We start from the raw sequence: 13,573 nt of genomic DNA, 5'->3' as shown, positions 1-13,573 counted from the left end.
CATGCCCGTGATCTCCGTCGCGGTCCTGCTGGTCACGCCCCTGGCGGCGGGCCTGTTGAGCCTCGTCCTGTCCAGCGCGCGGCTTCTGCACGGGCTGAACCTGGCCGCGATGGCCGCCCTGGTCGTCGCCGAAACCTCGTTGATCGGGGAAGTGCTGGCGCGCGGGGCCTTCCCGGCCTGGTGGAACCTCGTGTACGTGGACGCGCTCTCGACGTTCATCCTGTTCATCATCGCCGCGATCGGGCTCTCCTGCTCCCTCTACACCTGGTCGTACCTGGACGACTACGTGGCGCGCGGGGTCGTCGCGCCGCGGCGCCTCCGCCGGTTCTTCTGCCTGTTCCATCTCTTCCTGTTCGCGATGATCGCCGCGGTCCTGGCCAACAGCCTGGGCGTGCTCTGGGTGGCGATCGAGGGGACCACCCTGGCCACGACGTTCCTGATCGCCTTCTTCCGCCGGCGCGAGGGCCTGGAGGCCGGCTGGAAGTACCTCATCCTCTGCTCGGTCGGCATCGCGCTGGCCCTGTTCGGCACGGTGCTGACCTACTCCTCGTCGCTGCGGGTGCCGGGGGACGCCGGCGCGGCGCTCGACGTAACGCAGCTCCTCGCCGTGGCCGACCGGCTGGACCCGCACGTGCTCAAGGTGGCCTTTATCTTCATCCTCGTCGGCTACGGGACGAAGGTCGGGCTGGTGCCCCTGCACGCCTGGCTGCCGGAGGCCTACGGCGAGGCGCCGGCTCCGGTGACGGCCATGCTCGCCGGCGTGCTGGAGACCGTGGCGGTCTACGCGGTGCTGCGGTGCAGGACCGTGATGGACCGGGCCCTGCCGGCGGGGTTCACGGGCAACCTGCTCCTGCTGTTCGGGCTGGCGTCCTTCTGCGTCGCGGCGCTCTTCGTCCTGGTCCAGCGGGACTACAAGCGCCTGTTCGCCTGGTCGAGCATCGAGCACATGGGGCTGGCGATGGCGGGGTTCGGCGCCGGGGGCGCGGGGGTCTTCGGCGGGCTCTTCCACCTGCTCAACCACGCGCTCGCCAAGTCGCTCGCCTTCTTCGCCGCCGGGAACATCCACCGCCGGTTCGACACGCGGGAGATCGGCGAGGTGCGGGGCGTGGCCCGCGCGCAGCCGCTGACCGCCGCGGCGGTCCTGGTCGCCGGGCTGGCGCTGGTGGGCCTGCCGCCCTTCTCGCTGTTCGTCAGCGAGACGCTCGTGGTCTCGGCGCTGGCGACCCAGACCTTCGCCTCGGACTCCCTGCGCATGGGACAGTTCCTCACGGTCGTCCTGTCCGACGAGCTGCGCAGCCTGCTCGTGACGGCGGTGGTGCTGGTCTTCGCGGTCGTGCTGTTCGGCGGCGTGGTCGTCCGGCTCGGGGCCATGGTCTGGGGCACGCCGCCGGACGGGGTCGCGCGCGGGGAGCGATGGGACCTGGGGCATGTGCCGATGGTCGTGACCGCCCTGGCGCTGGTCGGGTTCGGCCTGGCGCTCCCCGATCCGCTCCGCACCCTGTTGCACCGCGCCGCGACCGTGCTGGCCGTGAGGTGACGCGATGACCGAAGACCTGACGGCGGTGGAGCGGCTGCGGGGCGCCTTCGGCTCCGCCATCGTGGACACGGCGGTGGTCCACGGCGTGCCCCTGGTGCGGCTCGCCAAGGATGGCCTGGCGGTGGTCGCCCACTATGTCCACACGCACCCGGCGCTCCGCGGCACGCTGTCGCTGCTCTGGGCCGTGGACCATCGGCCGCGGGCGGCGCGGTACGAGGTCTGCTATCTGTTCACGCTCGCCGCGCGCAAGGACTGGCTGGTGCTCTCGACGAGCCTGGAGGGGGAGGACCGGCTGTTTCCGTCCATCACCCCGCACATCCACGCCGCCCAGTGGTACGAGCGGGAGATCCGCGACCAGTTCGGCCTCATCGCCCAGGGGCACCCCGACCTGCGCCGGCTCGTGCGCCACGAACACTGGCCCAAGGGGACCCATCCGCTGCGGAAGTCCTTTCCCTGGGACCGCGTCCTGGGGCGGCGGGAAGGCCGGTATGCCTTCCACGCGATCGAGGGCGAGGGCGTCTTCGAGGTGCCGGTCGGCCCGATCCACGCCGGCATCATCGAGCCGGGCCATTTCCGCTTCTCGGTCGCCGGCGAGCCCATCATGCAACTGGAGCTGCGGCATTTCTGGAAGCACCGCGGCGTGGAGAAATTGTTCGAGCGGTTGCGGCCGGCCGACGGCGCGCCGCTCGCGGAGCGGGTCTCCGGCGACACGACCGTCGGCCACGGCTTGGCCTACTGCCAGGCCGTGGAGACCCTGCTGGGGATCGAGGTCCCGCGGCGGGCGCGGTTCCTGCGCTGTCTCTTCCTCGAGTTGGAGCGGCTGCACAACCACCTGGGGGACGTCGGCGCCGTCTGCAACGACACGGCCTATGCCCTGGCCCACGCCCACGCCAGCCGGATGAAGGAGCGGATCATGCAGCTCAACGACCGGCTGAGCGGCTCGCGCTTCCTGCGCGGCGTCATCCGGCCGGGCGGCGTCGCGCTCGATCTGCCGGCCGACCGCCTGGCCGAGATCGTGACGGAGCTCGACGCGATCGAGCGGGACTTCGCCGAGCTGGAGGCCATCATCTTCGCCAATGCCTCGCTGACCGACCGGCTGGAGACCACCGGCGTCCTTAAGGAGCGGACCGCCTGGGACCACGGCGTCATGGGGGTGGTCGGCCGGGCCTCGGGGATCGACCGGGACCTCCGCCGGGACCGCCCCTTCGCCGCCTACGACGAGCTGCCGGTCACGGTCGCCTGCTACCGCTACGGCGACGTGCGGGCCCGCCTGCGGGTCCGTATGGACGAGATCCACGAGTCCGCGCGTCTGATCCGGGAAATCCGGGCGCGGATTCCCGACGGCCCGGTTGTGGCGGAGGCGACCCGCGACCCGGCAGCCGGCGACTGGGCCCTCTCCGGCGTCGAGGGCTGGCGCGGCGAGATCCTCTACATGGTCATGGCCGGGGAGGACGGGCGGATCCACCGGTGCAAGGTACGCGATCCTTCCTTCGTCAACTGGCCGGCGATCCAGTGGGCAGTCCTGGGCAACATCGTCCCGGACTTTCCCCTCATCAACAAGAGCTTCAACCTGTCGTACGCGGGGAACGACCTGTGAGTGGCCAAGGGGCCGTCGCCGCGCAACCGCCGGAAAGGCCATCTCCCGGCAAGGGGGCGTCACCTTGGCGGACGCCAGGGCCCAGTTCCGTCACCCCGGCGGATGCCAGGGCCCAGTGCCGTCACCCCGGCGGATGCCGGGGCCCAGTGCCGTCACCCCGGCGGATGCCGGGGTCCAGTGCCGTCACCCCGGCGAATGCCGGGGTCCAGTTCCGAGTCTGGATTCCGGCCCCGGATTAAAAATGTCCGGGGTGACGACCTTTCGCCGGAATGACGAAGGGTGGGGCCGGAAAGACGGAGGGGGAGGAAGGACGGAGGAGCGGAATGACGATCGGGGTCAACCGTTCGCCGGGATGACGAAGCCGGAAGCCGAGAGCCAAAGGAGGCGAGATGTTCCGCATCATCAAGAAGAGCCTCAAGACCGGCGTCGTGACGGGGCGGCATCCGCCCGCGGAGACGACGGCGGAGCCCGAGCCGGAGGTCAGTAAGAAGGCGCGGCCCTTCCGGCGGTCCCTCGCCATCCGCGAGGTGGACACCGGCTCCTGCAACGCCTGCGAGATGGAGATGAACGCCCTGATGAACCCGGTCTACGACGCGGAGCGGGTCGGCCTGCACGTCGCGGCGTCCCCGCGACACGCGGACGCGCTGGTCGTGACCGGTCCGGTGACCGCCAACATGGAGCGGGCGCTCAAGGACGTCTATCGCCAGACGCCGGACCCCAAGCTGGTGATCGCGCTCGGAGATTGCGCCATCCACTGCGGCATGTTCAAGGGGAGCTATGCCGTCACCGGCCCCGTCGATCGGCACGTTCCGGTGGACGTCCGCATTCCCGGCTGCCCGCCGCGTCCGGGGGAGATACTTAAGGCGCTGGCGGTCCTGCGGGCCGACCCCGGCCAACGGCGGGGGTGACTCCCCGCCCCAGCGCCGGCCAGTTCTTCCCATCCTTGCACATTCGCACAGGTCGCGGTGAGCGAATCCGCACTCGTTGCGAGGGATTGGGGAGGCGCTGCACCGGGGAAGGGAGCCGGCCGGCCGCTATAGCCGTCGCAACCGATTGAATTGCTTTGGAATGGTGAGAGTCATCTGTAGGAATCGCGGGAAGCGTGTCACGGGAACGTATCTTGCTCGCTTCCCGGACCACTATGGTGGTCCTGGAGGTCCTCTTCCTCGTGCTGGTGGGGTGGCTGTTGCTCAAGCTCTTTTGAGCGCCGGCCCGGGCCGCCTGTTCCTCCTCAAACGGTGCGCTGCTGTGGGACGGCGCGGGAGGGATCGCCCCTCCCGCGCCTCCTGCTGCCCCCCTATGTGACGGCGCATTGACTGCGCCGCGCCCCCCGCGCATAATCCCGCGACCGGCCGACCGGGCCGACGACTCCGCGGATGGATCAGGCAACCTCCCACGCGACCCTCTTCGGCCTGCCGCCGTCGGCGCTGGCGACCGGGATCTTTCTCCTCACCTACGCGATCATCATCGCCGACCGGTTCAACCGGGCCGTGGTCGCGCTGCTTGGCGCGGCGCTCGTCGTCGGCCTGGGCGTGCTGGACCAGGAGGAGGCGGTCCGGGGGATCGACTTCAACACCATCGGCCTGCTCACCGGCATGATGGTCCTCGTGGGCGTGGCGCAGCGGACCGGCGTCTTCCAGTTCCTCGCGATCCGGGCGGCCAAGACGGCCGAGGGCGACCCCTGGGGGATCCTCGTCATGCTCTCGATCGTCACGGCCGTCCTGTCCGCCCTCCTCGACAACGTGACGACGGTCCTGCTCGTGGCGCCGGTCACGCTCTTGATCGCGGACGAGCTCAAGCTCAGGCCCTACCCCCTGCTGTTCGCGGAGATCAACGCCTCCAACACGGGCGGCACGGCGACGCTCATCGGCGATCCGCCCAACATCATGATCGGCTCGGCGACCGGCCTGACCTTCAATCAGTTCCTCCTCCACCTCACGCCCGTCTGCCTGGTGGTGTTCGCCGCGACCCTCATCCCGCTGCGGCTCGTCTTCGGAAGACACCTCGGGGGGACGGCGGAGGCGCGGGAGCGGCTCCTGGCCTTCGACGAGTACGAGGCGATCCGGGACGCCGTGCTGCTCCGAAAGTGCCTCATCGTCTTCGGCTTGGTCATCCTCGGGTTCGTCCTGGCTCACCCCCTGGGGCTGCAGCCTGCCACGATCGCGCTCGGCGGCGCCGCGCTCCTGCTTCTGCTGGTCACGGTCGGGCTGGATCGGGAGGAGGCGGCCCGCCGGGTCCACGACGGTTTCGCCCAGGTCGAGTGGATCACGATCTTTTTCTTCTGCGGCCTGTTCGTGATCGTGGCCGGGGTCGAGCGCGCGGGCCTGCTGGCGCGGCTCGCGGAGTGGACGCTCTCGCTCACGGCCGGCGACTTCGCGGCCACGACGATGGCCATCCTCTGGGTGTCGGCGCTGCTCTCGGCGGTCGTGGACAACATCCCCTTCGTGGCGACGATGATCCCCATGATCGAGCAGATGCGGCCGGCCTTCGAGCGGGCCGGCGTGACCGGCGAGGGGCTCGACGGCATCTGGTGGGCGCTCGCGCTGGGAGCCTGCCTGGGCGGGAACGGGACGCTCATCGGCGCGTCGGCGAACCTGGTCGTGGCCGGCCTCGCGGAGCGGAGCGGCGTGCCGTTCCGGTTCCTGCCCTTCTTGAAGGTCGCCTTTCCGCTCATGCTCCTGCAGGTCGCGATCGGCGCGCTCTACGTCTGGTGGAGGTATCTATGACGGCCAGGGACGTGATGACGACCGCCGTGCGGACGCTGGCGCCGGACTGCCCGGTCGGCGAAGCGCTCCGGCGGTTCGCCGAGACCGGGCTCCAGGCCTTTCCCGTCGTGGACGGGACGGGGCGTTTGCTCGGCACCGTCTCGGCGGTGACGATCCTGCAGCGCGCGCTGCCCCCCTACGTCGCGTCGGGCGAGCTCCGGCACGTGGGCTTCGCGCCGGACCTTGCCGAGGTGCGCCGCCGGCTCTCGGCGCTCCGCGCTCAGCCGGTCTCCGCCGTCCTCGATCCCGATCCGCCGACCGTCGGGCCCGAGACTCCCCTCCTCGAATGCGGGGCGCTGATGCTGCATCGGGCCAAGACCAGCTTCGTCCTGCCCGTCGTGGAGGAGGGGGACCGGCTCGTCGGGCTGATTGCGCCCTGGGACCTGGTCAAGGGCGTGGCCGAGGGAGGAGCAGGAGCATGACACGGAGGGCGGGCGGCGGCTTCTCGCGAGCGCTTTTGCACGCCCGCGGTGCGCTTTGCCCCAGGGCCGCTCCCGCCGATGGGGAGGACCGCCCCGTCCCTTTGGAGTAGGAGTTTCGCGAGGTGGCGAAAACCTCGCACGAAATCAGTATGTTGTGTGGCGGCCTGGGCGGCCGCTCCCTGGCGTGGCGATTGCTAGCGATAAGGAGCTGTGGTGGGGGGAAGGGCCGCGAGGACCGGCTTCCAAGACAGGCCGGCCTGCCGAACCGGCAGGCCCCTTCACCGCAGCCTACCTCCAACGACAGGCGGAGGCGTGGATAGCGGACGCGGTGCCGGCGCGTGTGCTGACCGGAGCCCCCGCCTCAACGTGGGATCGATGATCGGCCGGCGGCCGCCGACTACGACGGCGTAGCGGCGGCCGAAGCCCCCGCCGCCTCCCGACAAGCCTTCCGATGTTCATCCTCCTGACCTGGCTCCACCTGCTCGCGGCCTTCGCCTGGATCGGCGGGATGCTGTTCCTGACGCTCGTCCTCGTCCCCCTGCTCAAGCAGGAACCCTTCGCCGCCCAGCGCGGGCCGCTCTTCCGGGCCCTCGGCCTGCGGTTTCGGTTGGTCGTCTGGACGGCGGTGTCGGTGCTGGTGACGACGGGGCCGCTGTTGCTGATCCTGCGGGGCGTGGACCTGGGGAATCCGGCCGGCTGGCCCGGCGTGCTGACGGGGAAGCTGCTGCTCGTCGCGCTCCTGATCGGGCTGACCGCGGCCCACGATTTCTGGCTGGGGCCCAGGGCCGCCGCGCGGATGCGCGGCGCGGACCCGGGCGGCTCCCCGCTCCTGGAGGGGCTGCTGCGCGTCGCGCCCTGGATCGCCCGCCTGGGCCTGGGGCTGGCGCTTGTGGTGCTCCTGCTCGCCGTCGCGCTCGCCCGGAGCTGAGCGCGCGGCGGCCCGTTCAGTCGCAGCCGATCCGGCGGCCCGAGCGGATCACCCCGTCCGCGTCCGCGAAGAAGACCAGCCGGCAGTTCGAGGTGGACCCGTACAGCGGCAGCAGGTTGAACTCGTCGGCCTGGCCGGGCATGCGGTCGATCGAGAAGTCCCAGACCATCTCGACCATCCCGTCGCCGGCCTCCTTCGGATGGAGGTTCGGCGGGCCGATCTCGTAATAGAGGTCCGCCTTGTTCTTGCCGATCCAGCGGTTCACCACGTCATCCCAGGTCTGGTAGGGAGCGGACACGCCCGGTTGCGGCTGGCTCGTGCAGCCGGCCGCCAGCAGCCCCACGACCACGATCGCCTCGCGCCATCCCATCGCCGACCTCACCCCTGAGGAGCCCCCGCCCGTCCGCCGGGCGCCAGCGGACGGCAGTATACGCGGAACCCCTGCGCGGGGCCAGCGGTGGCGGCGAAGGGCCGGTTGATGCGTAGTGAGAACGGGAAGCGCCGTCGTCCGGCCCGCTGTGTCGAACGCGCCACGCTGTCGTGGGAATCAGACGGCGGGAGCGGGAAGCGATCGAGCAGGTGGATCGAGCCGCCGGCAGGGGAGTGAGGTGCAATGGCCTGCAAAAACGATGCGTTACGCCGACTCAATCGGAGAGGCCATCCTGGCACCGCCCTTGCGTACTCTCCAGGCAGCCTCGCCTGCCGACGAGCAGGGCTTCACCGGAACAGGAGGTGCCCCATGCTGATCATGACGACGACGCTGATTGCGCTCTTGGCCTGGTCCATCGTCCGCGGCGGCATCACCGCCTGACCGCCCGCCTTCGCTTCCCGGCCTTCTCACCCGACTCCGTTCGGCAACTCGGTCGGCGACCGGCGGCGCGCCGCCCCATCCGGCGGACGCCCTCCATCGAGCGAGTGTAGTGTCCCGTAAATTCCTTTTGTCATTCCGGCCAAGGCCGCCGGGCGGCCGCGAGCCGGAATCCAGCGACGTTGCAAGATCCTGGATGCCGGTCCCGGATTGAACAGGTCCGGGGTAAACTTCCGCCGGCATGACGATGCAACAAACCTGTGGGACGCAACACTAGGTTCTTGACATGAGTGCGAGCCTCCCGCATGCTGTCGCGACCGAAAGCCGGAGGTCGGCATGCGGGACGTGCTGGTGGCCCTCTGCGGGCTCACCCCTCAAGTCGTCACCGAAACCCTCTGGGCGCTGCATCACCGCACCCCGCCGATTCACCCCGCCGAAGTCTGGATCCTCACGACCGAACGCGGACGCCGGAAATGCCGCGAAGCCCTGCTGGCGCCGTCGGGCGCCGTGGCGCGGTACGTGCGCGAATACCGCCCACGTCCGGGACCGCGGTGCGGTCCCGCGCAGGTCATCGTACTCAAGGGGGCTGACGGGCGCCCGCTGGACGATGTCCGTTCCGAACGGGACAGTCGAGCGATCGCCGACCAATTGGCTGAGTTCCTCCGTCGGCAGACCGAGCGGGTCCACACGCGGCTTCACTGTTCTGTGGCCGGTGGCCGGAAGACCATGGGAGTCTTGCTCGCGGCGGCGCTGCAACTGTACGGGCGACCGGAGGATCGCCTCTACCATGTCCTTGTGACGCCGGAGTTCGAATCGCTGGCCGCCTTTTACTTTCCGCCGAAAGAACCGACGGTGCTTCAGGCTCCCGACGGGCGCCGGTTGAATACCCGCCACGCGCAGGTCGAGCTGGCTGAGTTGCCGTACGTTCGGCTGCGCGGACTCCTGCTGCCGGAGCAACTCCGTCAGGGGAGCCAATTCGGGGTCCTGGTCGAGCTGGCCGAGCGAAAACTCCGCCTCTGGCAGCAACCCGATCCGGTGGTCGTCATGGCCAACCGGGCGCTAAGAATCGGGGTGGTGCAGGTCAGGCTGACCCCGGCGCAGATGACCCTCTACCGGGCCTTGGCGCGGACCAAACTGCACCACTGCGTGCATCCTGATCTCCCGGCCTGCGGCGACTGCATCGACTGTTTCCTGCCATTCACGAAGGAAACCTGGGCAGAGACACGGGCCCAACTCGAAGAACGCGGGAGCGGGACTCTTCTTCCGATGGTCAAAGGACCGGAGGATGCGCCGGAGCAGTTCCGCTCGCTGGTCAGCAAGCTCAATAGGGCGTTGGACGTTGCCACCCACTTGTCCGGTAGCGAGAACCCCTATCGGGTCCGTTCGGGCGGCCCGAAGGGCGAGACGGTCTACGGCCTCGCGCTTGATAAAACCAAAATCATGATCAACGAAGGCACCTCAGCGGACAGAGGCTGAGCATCGGCAACGTTGCCGGCAATGTTTCTCTGCTCGACAAAGGCCACGGTGTGCGGTAGGACACGGAGCACGCACCGGCACCGGAGGGTACCATGCTCATGATCAACACCGTCGGGACCTCGCTGCTTGCACATTGGAAAGATCTGGGCACCTCCTACAACGACGACCACCGGGCACGGCTGGTCGCGGCTCTCCAGTCCATGTCCCCCACTGATCGCCGGGCGGGGGCCGAGCTGACCTCGATCCACTCGCTGCGCGAGCAGGGCGTGATCAATTCTGGCGATCGCCTCGTGTTTCTGGTCTCGGACACGCGCGAGGGGGCGTTCGTCGGGCAGGTGCTCGCCGATGTCGTCCAGGTACAAGGCTTTGTTGCCGAATCCCGCACCGTGCGCAAGCTTCAGGGCAACGATCCCAAGGCCTTCGCTCAAGGGCTCAAGAACCTTGTCCGGGAGATCGCTGTCTACTATCGGGCCCTGCCCCAGGGGGAGCAATGGGCCATCAACGCCACCGGCGGCTACAAGGCGCAGATTTCCTTCGCTGGGCTCATCGGCCAAGTCTTCCAGGTGCCGGTGTACTACCAGTTCGAGACGTTTCCTCAAGCCATCGAACTGCCGCCGCTGCCGATCTCCTTCGATCTGACCGACTGGTTCGCCTATCGCCACATCCTCGAAGTCCTCGATGAGGGGGACGGCGGAGAATTCCTGCGGGCCGACGATGCGCGCCTCAAGACGCTGCCGGACCGTCTCAAGGTCCTCGTAGACATCAGCCAGGGCCTGGCCACCTTGAGCGCGCTGGGCACGCTTTATCACGAAGGATTTCGCGACCGATTCCGCGCCCAATCGCAGGCGCTGTTGCCCAAACCGTCGGGAATGGCGCCGGCCGACAAGAAAGTGAGCTTCGAAGACGACAACCCCGGCAAGCACCGTGGCTTGGCCGAATGGGTCGAGCGCGTTCGTGCTGTGCCCTACGTCACTCGGATCCAGACCTTCTACTACAACCCGCGCCTGCCGGGGCGCTCGACCGTGGAGCCGGATTCTGCGCATGGTGACCGGGTGATCGCCACCTATGCGGCGCACGAGGGGACGACGAAGGCATACGTGTTCCTCTCTGAGAATAATCCGACCAAGGCCCAGGCCGCGGCGGCGGATCTGGCAGAGCGACTCCGGTGAACAACAAACACAGAGCGAGCGGCTGGTCACGAGCACCGACGGCATGTACGGCGCGATCCGCGGCGCCATCGGCGGACAGTGGCCGGAGATTCCCGCGCTGGACCTCGGGGCGTTGCTGGAACCGGAGAGGCCAGCATGAGCGCGGCGCGATTGCCAGAGTTCCTGAGGCCGTATTTCTGGGATACGGACTTCGACCGGTTGGATCCCGTCGAGCACGAACGGTTTATCGCCGAGCGGCTGATGGAGAAGACGACACAGAAAAGCTTCCGGTGGCTCCTTGCGCTAGTCCGACGGAAACTCCCTCAAGAAGCACCTGCGCGGCCCTCGATCGCGTCCAGCAGTTGCTTCACCAACTTCGGATGGAGGGTCTTCCCAGCGTGAAACGGCAGGACGAACCGCTCTTGCCCCTTGACGTAGATGCGATGGCTTCCCTTGCTGCGCACGAGCGCAAAACCGGCCTGATGCAACAAGGATTCAGCCTCCGGCGCAGTCAGCCGGGGCAGTTTAGGCACTCGAGACCTCGACCGTCGTCGTCAACACCTCGCGGCTCAACAGAGCGGACCGTTCTTCAGCCGAGAGGGTTTCCAGATATAACGCGGTGGCCTCGCGAATGTTGGCGAGGACCTCTTCAAGGGTCTGCCCTTGGGTATGACACCCCTTCAGCTCAGGGCAGTACGCAAAATACCCATGCTCGTCATGTTCGATAATCACGCTGACCTTGTGCACTGCACGACCCTCCTGGTGACGGCGTGGCTGTACCGTAAGCTAATTGGAGCCGACTTGCAAGGCTTGCGCAACAGGAGCATCGCCGGTGTTCGGCGACCGATCGGGGATCGACCAGGCCGTACGATACCAGCTAACCGTTGGCAATGCGCCATCCGCAATCCAAATGGGCAGCCCCGGCAACGTTGCCGCGCTGGACAAGCCGAACCGAGATCAGTACAGTGCCAACCTGATTCCCGAGGAATACGTACCATGAAGGCATCAACCTACAGCCTCACCTTCCTCACCCCCGCGTTCCTCGGCGATGCCGAGCAGCACGGCCGGTGGGGAACAGTAGCCTTGTCAGCGGATCGAGGAAAATGAATCGCAAGAAGCTCCTCCGGCGACTCGCTGAAGGTGCGTTGCATAATGTGGCATTTGGCGACATGCGGAAGTTAGTTGAAGGCTTTGGATTCGAACTCAAGCGTGTCAGCGGCAGCCATCACATCTTTGTCCATCCAGAACTCGCGGAACTGGTGAATCTCCAGGAGGTAGAGGGCGAGGCGAAGCCGTATCAGATCAAGCAGTTCCTGCGGCTGGTGGAGCGATACAATCTCCGGCTTGAGGAGGACAGACCGTGAGCGACTACCACATCAACATTTTTTTTAGCGAAGAGGACGGCGGGTATATTGCGGATATCCCTGACCTCGAATCCTGTTCGGCCTTCGGCCGTACGCCGGAAGAAGCGTTGGCTCAAGTCGAGCAGGCTAAGGCTGCGTGGCTGGAGACAGCGCGTGCGTCAGGCAAGCCGATCCCCGCACCCCGCTACCGCCCGGCAATCTACCAGGCCATCCGGTAGCTAGGACTCGCGATCTGGAAAGGGAGGGCAATCCGTCATTCGACATCCTCTGCAAGGGACGTGGCCGGCAACGTTGCCGCGCTGGACAGGGCGACCCGGGATACGTACAGTGCGAGCCTGATTCCCAAGGAATACGCACCATGAAGACATCAACTTACAGCCTCACCTTCCTCACGCCAGCCTTTCTCGGCGACGCCGAGCAGAGCGGCCGGTGGCGCACGCCGCCGATCAAAGCGCTGTTGCGCCAGTGGTGGCGAGTGGTCTATGCCGCTGATAACAGATTCGCTGTGGATGTGGATGCAATGCGGCGCGAGGAGGGATTGCTGTTCGGCAATGCGTGGCTGGAGAACGACTTTCGCAAGAGCCTCGTGCGGCTGCGGTTGGATCGGTGGGAGCCTGGCAAGTTGACGAGCTGGAATGGTCTGGAACAATCCACGGTCGCGCATCCCGAAGTGGAACGAACCGGTTACAAAGTTGGTCCCCATGCCTATCTGGGCTACGGTCCCCTCGATGGCCGAAGCGGCACAAGACTAAATGAGAAGGTCAAGACCGTCGTGAATGTTGGCGAGGGCGCCACGCTCTCCCTCGCCTGGCCGATGCAGCATCCGAGTGGTGAGGTTCAAAAGATTCTGGACGACAACAACCAAAGGCGCCGCATCCAGCGCGCCCTCTGGCTCATGGATCGCTACGGCACGCTGGGCGGGCGGAGCAGGAACGGCTGGGGCTCGTTCACATTAACTCCAATCAATGAGACACCACAGCTCGATGGACAAGTTCCCCTGCGTGAGTGGAAGGACTGCCTCGATCGCGACTGGCCGCATGCCATCGGCAAGGATAAAAACGGCCCGCTGATCTGGCAGACGGCCAAGATTTATGACGACTGGAAGTCCCTCATGCGCGACCTCGCGGTCATCAAAATCGGGCTGCGGACGCAGTTTGTGTTCCCGAAAGTCGCTCCTCCACACCAACAATCATTGGAACGGCACTGGCTCGCTTATCCCATTACCCGACACACGACGCGGGCTTTTGATCGGAACGCCCGTCTTCCGAACAGCCTGCGGTTCAAAATGCGACAGACCGAGGATGGGAAGCTGGTCGGGGTGATCTTTCACATGCCCTGTCTGCCACCGAGAGAATTTAATCCGGCCCGTGCCGCAATCGAGCGCACGTGGCAAACGGTGCATTGCTTGCTCGATGAGCTCTGCAAACCCGCGAATGGCCGAAGCTATAGCAGTGTCGAGGATGAAGCCAGACGGCTGAGACTGAAGCCGCAACTCGACATGGTTATGCTGACACGAATCTCGGAGTAG

The 13,573-nt window shown here is 67.1% G+C and carries 15 protein-coding genes; 12 read left to right on the top strand and 3 right to left on the bottom strand.

Annotated elements, in window-relative coordinates; translation table 11 throughout:
* Position 1: 1 nt before the first annotated feature.
* From AC1U7O_RS17085 to AC1U7O_RS17060, 6 genes are all read left to right on the top strand, one after another.
* Positions 2 to 1,537, top strand: a complete 1,536-nt coding sequence (locus AC1U7O_RS17085) for a proton-conducting transporter transmembrane domain-containing protein (protein WP_479896223.1) — start codon at positions 2 to 4, stop codon at positions 1,535 to 1,537.
* Between the two features lie 4 nt (positions 1,538 to 1,541).
* Positions 1,542 to 3,134 (top strand): hydrogenase large subunit, encoded by a 1,593-nt coding sequence (locus AC1U7O_RS17080; RefSeq protein ID WP_479896104.1) that lies wholly within the window; start codon positions 1,542 to 1,544, stop codon positions 3,132 to 3,134.
* Positions 3,135 to 3,523: 389 nt separating this feature from the next.
* The gene (locus AC1U7O_RS17075) at positions 3,524 to 4,042 is read left to right on the top strand and encodes an NADH-quinone oxidoreductase subunit B family protein (protein ID WP_479896103.1); all 519 of its coding nucleotides are present in this window, start codon (positions 3,524 to 3,526) and stop codon (positions 4,040 to 4,042) included.
* A 468-nt stretch (positions 4,043 to 4,510) separates the two neighbouring features.
* Entirely contained in the window at positions 4,511 to 5,860 is a 1,350-nt protein-coding gene (locus AC1U7O_RS17070) for an ArsB/NhaD family transporter (RefSeq protein ID WP_479896102.1), read from the top strand.
* The gene (locus AC1U7O_RS17065) at positions 5,857 to 6,321 is read left to right on the top strand and encodes a CBS domain-containing protein (protein ID WP_479896101.1); all 465 of its coding nucleotides are present in this window, start codon (positions 5,857 to 5,859) and stop codon (positions 6,319 to 6,321) included. Before AC1U7O_RS17070 ends, AC1U7O_RS17065 begins: the two co-directional genes overlap by 4 nt.
* A 451-nt stretch (positions 6,322 to 6,772) precedes the next feature.
* Positions 6,773 to 7,249, top strand: a complete 477-nt coding sequence (locus AC1U7O_RS17060; protein WP_479896100.1) for a DUF4149 domain-containing protein — start codon at positions 6,773 to 6,775, stop codon at positions 7,247 to 7,249.
* A 16-nt stretch (positions 7,250 to 7,265) separates the two neighbouring features.
* Here AC1U7O_RS17060 and AC1U7O_RS17055 read toward each other — a convergent pair whose 3' ends face one another.
* Positions 7,266 to 7,619 carry a hypothetical protein gene (locus AC1U7O_RS17055; protein WP_479896099.1) on the bottom strand — a complete coding sequence of 118 codons (354 nt, stop codon included), beginning with the start codon at positions 7,617 to 7,619 and terminating at the stop codon, positions 7,266 to 7,268.
* Between the two features lie 774 nt (positions 7,620 to 8,393).
* Here AC1U7O_RS17055 and csm6 point away from each other — a divergent pair.
* From csm6 to AC1U7O_RS17040, 3 genes are all read left to right on the top strand, one after another.
* Positions 8,394 to 9,533, top strand: a complete 1,140-nt coding sequence (csm6, locus tag AC1U7O_RS17050) for a CRISPR-associated ring nuclease Csm6 (RefSeq protein WP_479896098.1) — start codon at positions 8,394 to 8,396, stop codon at positions 9,531 to 9,533.
* Positions 9,534 to 9,625: 92 nt separating this feature from the next.
* Positions 9,626 to 10,702, top strand: a complete 1,077-nt coding sequence (locus AC1U7O_RS17045) for a putative CRISPR-associated protein (protein WP_479896097.1) — start codon at positions 9,626 to 9,628, stop codon at positions 10,700 to 10,702.
* A gap of 135 nt (positions 10,703 to 10,837) precedes the next feature.
* Positions 10,838 to 11,083, top strand: coding sequence for a DUF6922 domain-containing protein (locus AC1U7O_RS17040; protein ID WP_479896096.1), 246 nt, complete (start codon positions 10,838 to 10,840; stop codon positions 11,081 to 11,083).
* Here the strand turns inward: AC1U7O_RS17040 and AC1U7O_RS17035 are convergent.
* A complete protein-coding gene (locus AC1U7O_RS17035; RefSeq protein ID WP_479896095.1) occupies positions 11,005 to 11,214 on the bottom strand; it encodes a type II toxin-antitoxin system HicA family toxin in 210 nt (69 codons plus the stop codon). The two genes, AC1U7O_RS17040 and AC1U7O_RS17035, sit on opposite strands and share 79 nt — an antisense overlap.
* Positions 11,207 to 11,428 carry a type II toxin-antitoxin system HicB family antitoxin gene (locus AC1U7O_RS17030; RefSeq protein ID WP_479896094.1) on the bottom strand — a complete coding sequence of 74 codons (222 nt, stop codon included), beginning with the start codon at positions 11,426 to 11,428 and terminating at the stop codon, positions 11,207 to 11,209. Before AC1U7O_RS17030 ends, AC1U7O_RS17035 begins: the two co-directional genes overlap by 8 nt.
* A 356-nt stretch (positions 11,429 to 11,784) precedes the next feature.
* On the opposite strand from AC1U7O_RS17030, the gene AC1U7O_RS17025 reads away from it, so the two are divergent.
* The 3 genes from AC1U7O_RS17025 (at position 11,785) to AC1U7O_RS17015 (ending at position 13,573) form a co-directional block, all read left to right on the top strand.
* Positions 11,785 to 12,045 (top strand): type II toxin-antitoxin system HicA family toxin, encoded by a 261-nt coding sequence (locus AC1U7O_RS17025; protein ID WP_479896093.1) that lies wholly within the window; start codon positions 11,785 to 11,787, stop codon positions 12,043 to 12,045.
* Entirely contained in the window at positions 12,042 to 12,263 is a 222-nt protein-coding gene (locus AC1U7O_RS17020) for a type II toxin-antitoxin system HicB family antitoxin (RefSeq protein WP_479896092.1), read from the top strand. Before AC1U7O_RS17025 ends, AC1U7O_RS17020 begins: the two co-directional genes overlap by 4 nt.
* Before the next feature lie 140 nt (positions 12,264 to 12,403).
* Positions 12,404 to 13,573, top strand: coding sequence for an RAMP superfamily CRISPR-associated protein (locus tag AC1U7O_RS17015; RefSeq protein ID WP_479896091.1), 1,170 nt, complete (start codon positions 12,404 to 12,406; stop codon positions 13,571 to 13,573).

It is taken from the genome of Candidatus Nitrospira neuquenensis (genome assembly GCF_979578155.1).
The sequence above is the reverse complement of the archived record's forward strand: the minus strand, read 5'-3'. Positions and strand labels throughout refer to the sequence as shown.

Bases quoted from the DNA above. Each gene is read 5' to 3' on its own strand.
- AC1U7O_RS17060 (WP_479896100.1), top strand. From the start codon at position 6,773: ATGTTCATCCTCCTGACCTGGCTCCACCTGCTCGCGGCCTTCGCCTGG.
- AC1U7O_RS17045 (WP_479896097.1), top strand. From the start codon at position 9,626: ATGCTCATGATCAACACCGTCGGGACCTCGCTGCTTGCACATTGGAAA.
- csm6 (WP_479896098.1), top strand. From the start codon at position 8,394: ATGCGGGACGTGCTGGTGGCCCTCTGCGGGCTCACCCCTCAAGTCGTC.
- AC1U7O_RS17085 (WP_479896223.1), top strand. From the start codon at position 2: ATGCCCGTGATCTCCGTCGCGGTCCTGCTGGTCACGCCCCTGGCGGCG.
- AC1U7O_RS17055 (WP_479896099.1), bottom strand. From the start codon at position 7,619: ATGGGATGGCGCGAGGCGATCGTGGTCGTGGGGCTGCTGGCGGCCGGC.
- AC1U7O_RS17070 (WP_479896102.1), top strand. From the start codon at position 4,511: ATGGATCAGGCAACCTCCCACGCGACCCTCTTCGGCCTGCCGCCGTCG.
- AC1U7O_RS17040 (WP_479896096.1), top strand. From the start codon at position 10,838: ATGAGCGCGGCGCGATTGCCAGAGTTCCTGAGGCCGTATTTCTGGGAT.
- AC1U7O_RS17025 (WP_479896093.1), top strand. From the start codon at position 11,785: ATGAATCGCAAGAAGCTCCTCCGGCGACTCGCTGAAGGTGCGTTGCAT.
- AC1U7O_RS17080 (WP_479896104.1), top strand. From the start codon at position 1,542: ATGACCGAAGACCTGACGGCGGTGGAGCGGCTGCGGGGCGCCTTCGGC.
- AC1U7O_RS17075 (WP_479896103.1), top strand. From the start codon at position 3,524: ATGTTCCGCATCATCAAGAAGAGCCTCAAGACCGGCGTCGTGACGGGG.
- AC1U7O_RS17015 (WP_479896091.1), top strand. From the start codon at position 12,404: ATGAAGACATCAACTTACAGCCTCACCTTCCTCACGCCAGCCTTTCTC.
- AC1U7O_RS17065 (WP_479896101.1), top strand. From the start codon at position 5,857: ATGACGGCCAGGGACGTGATGACGACCGCCGTGCGGACGCTGGCGCCG.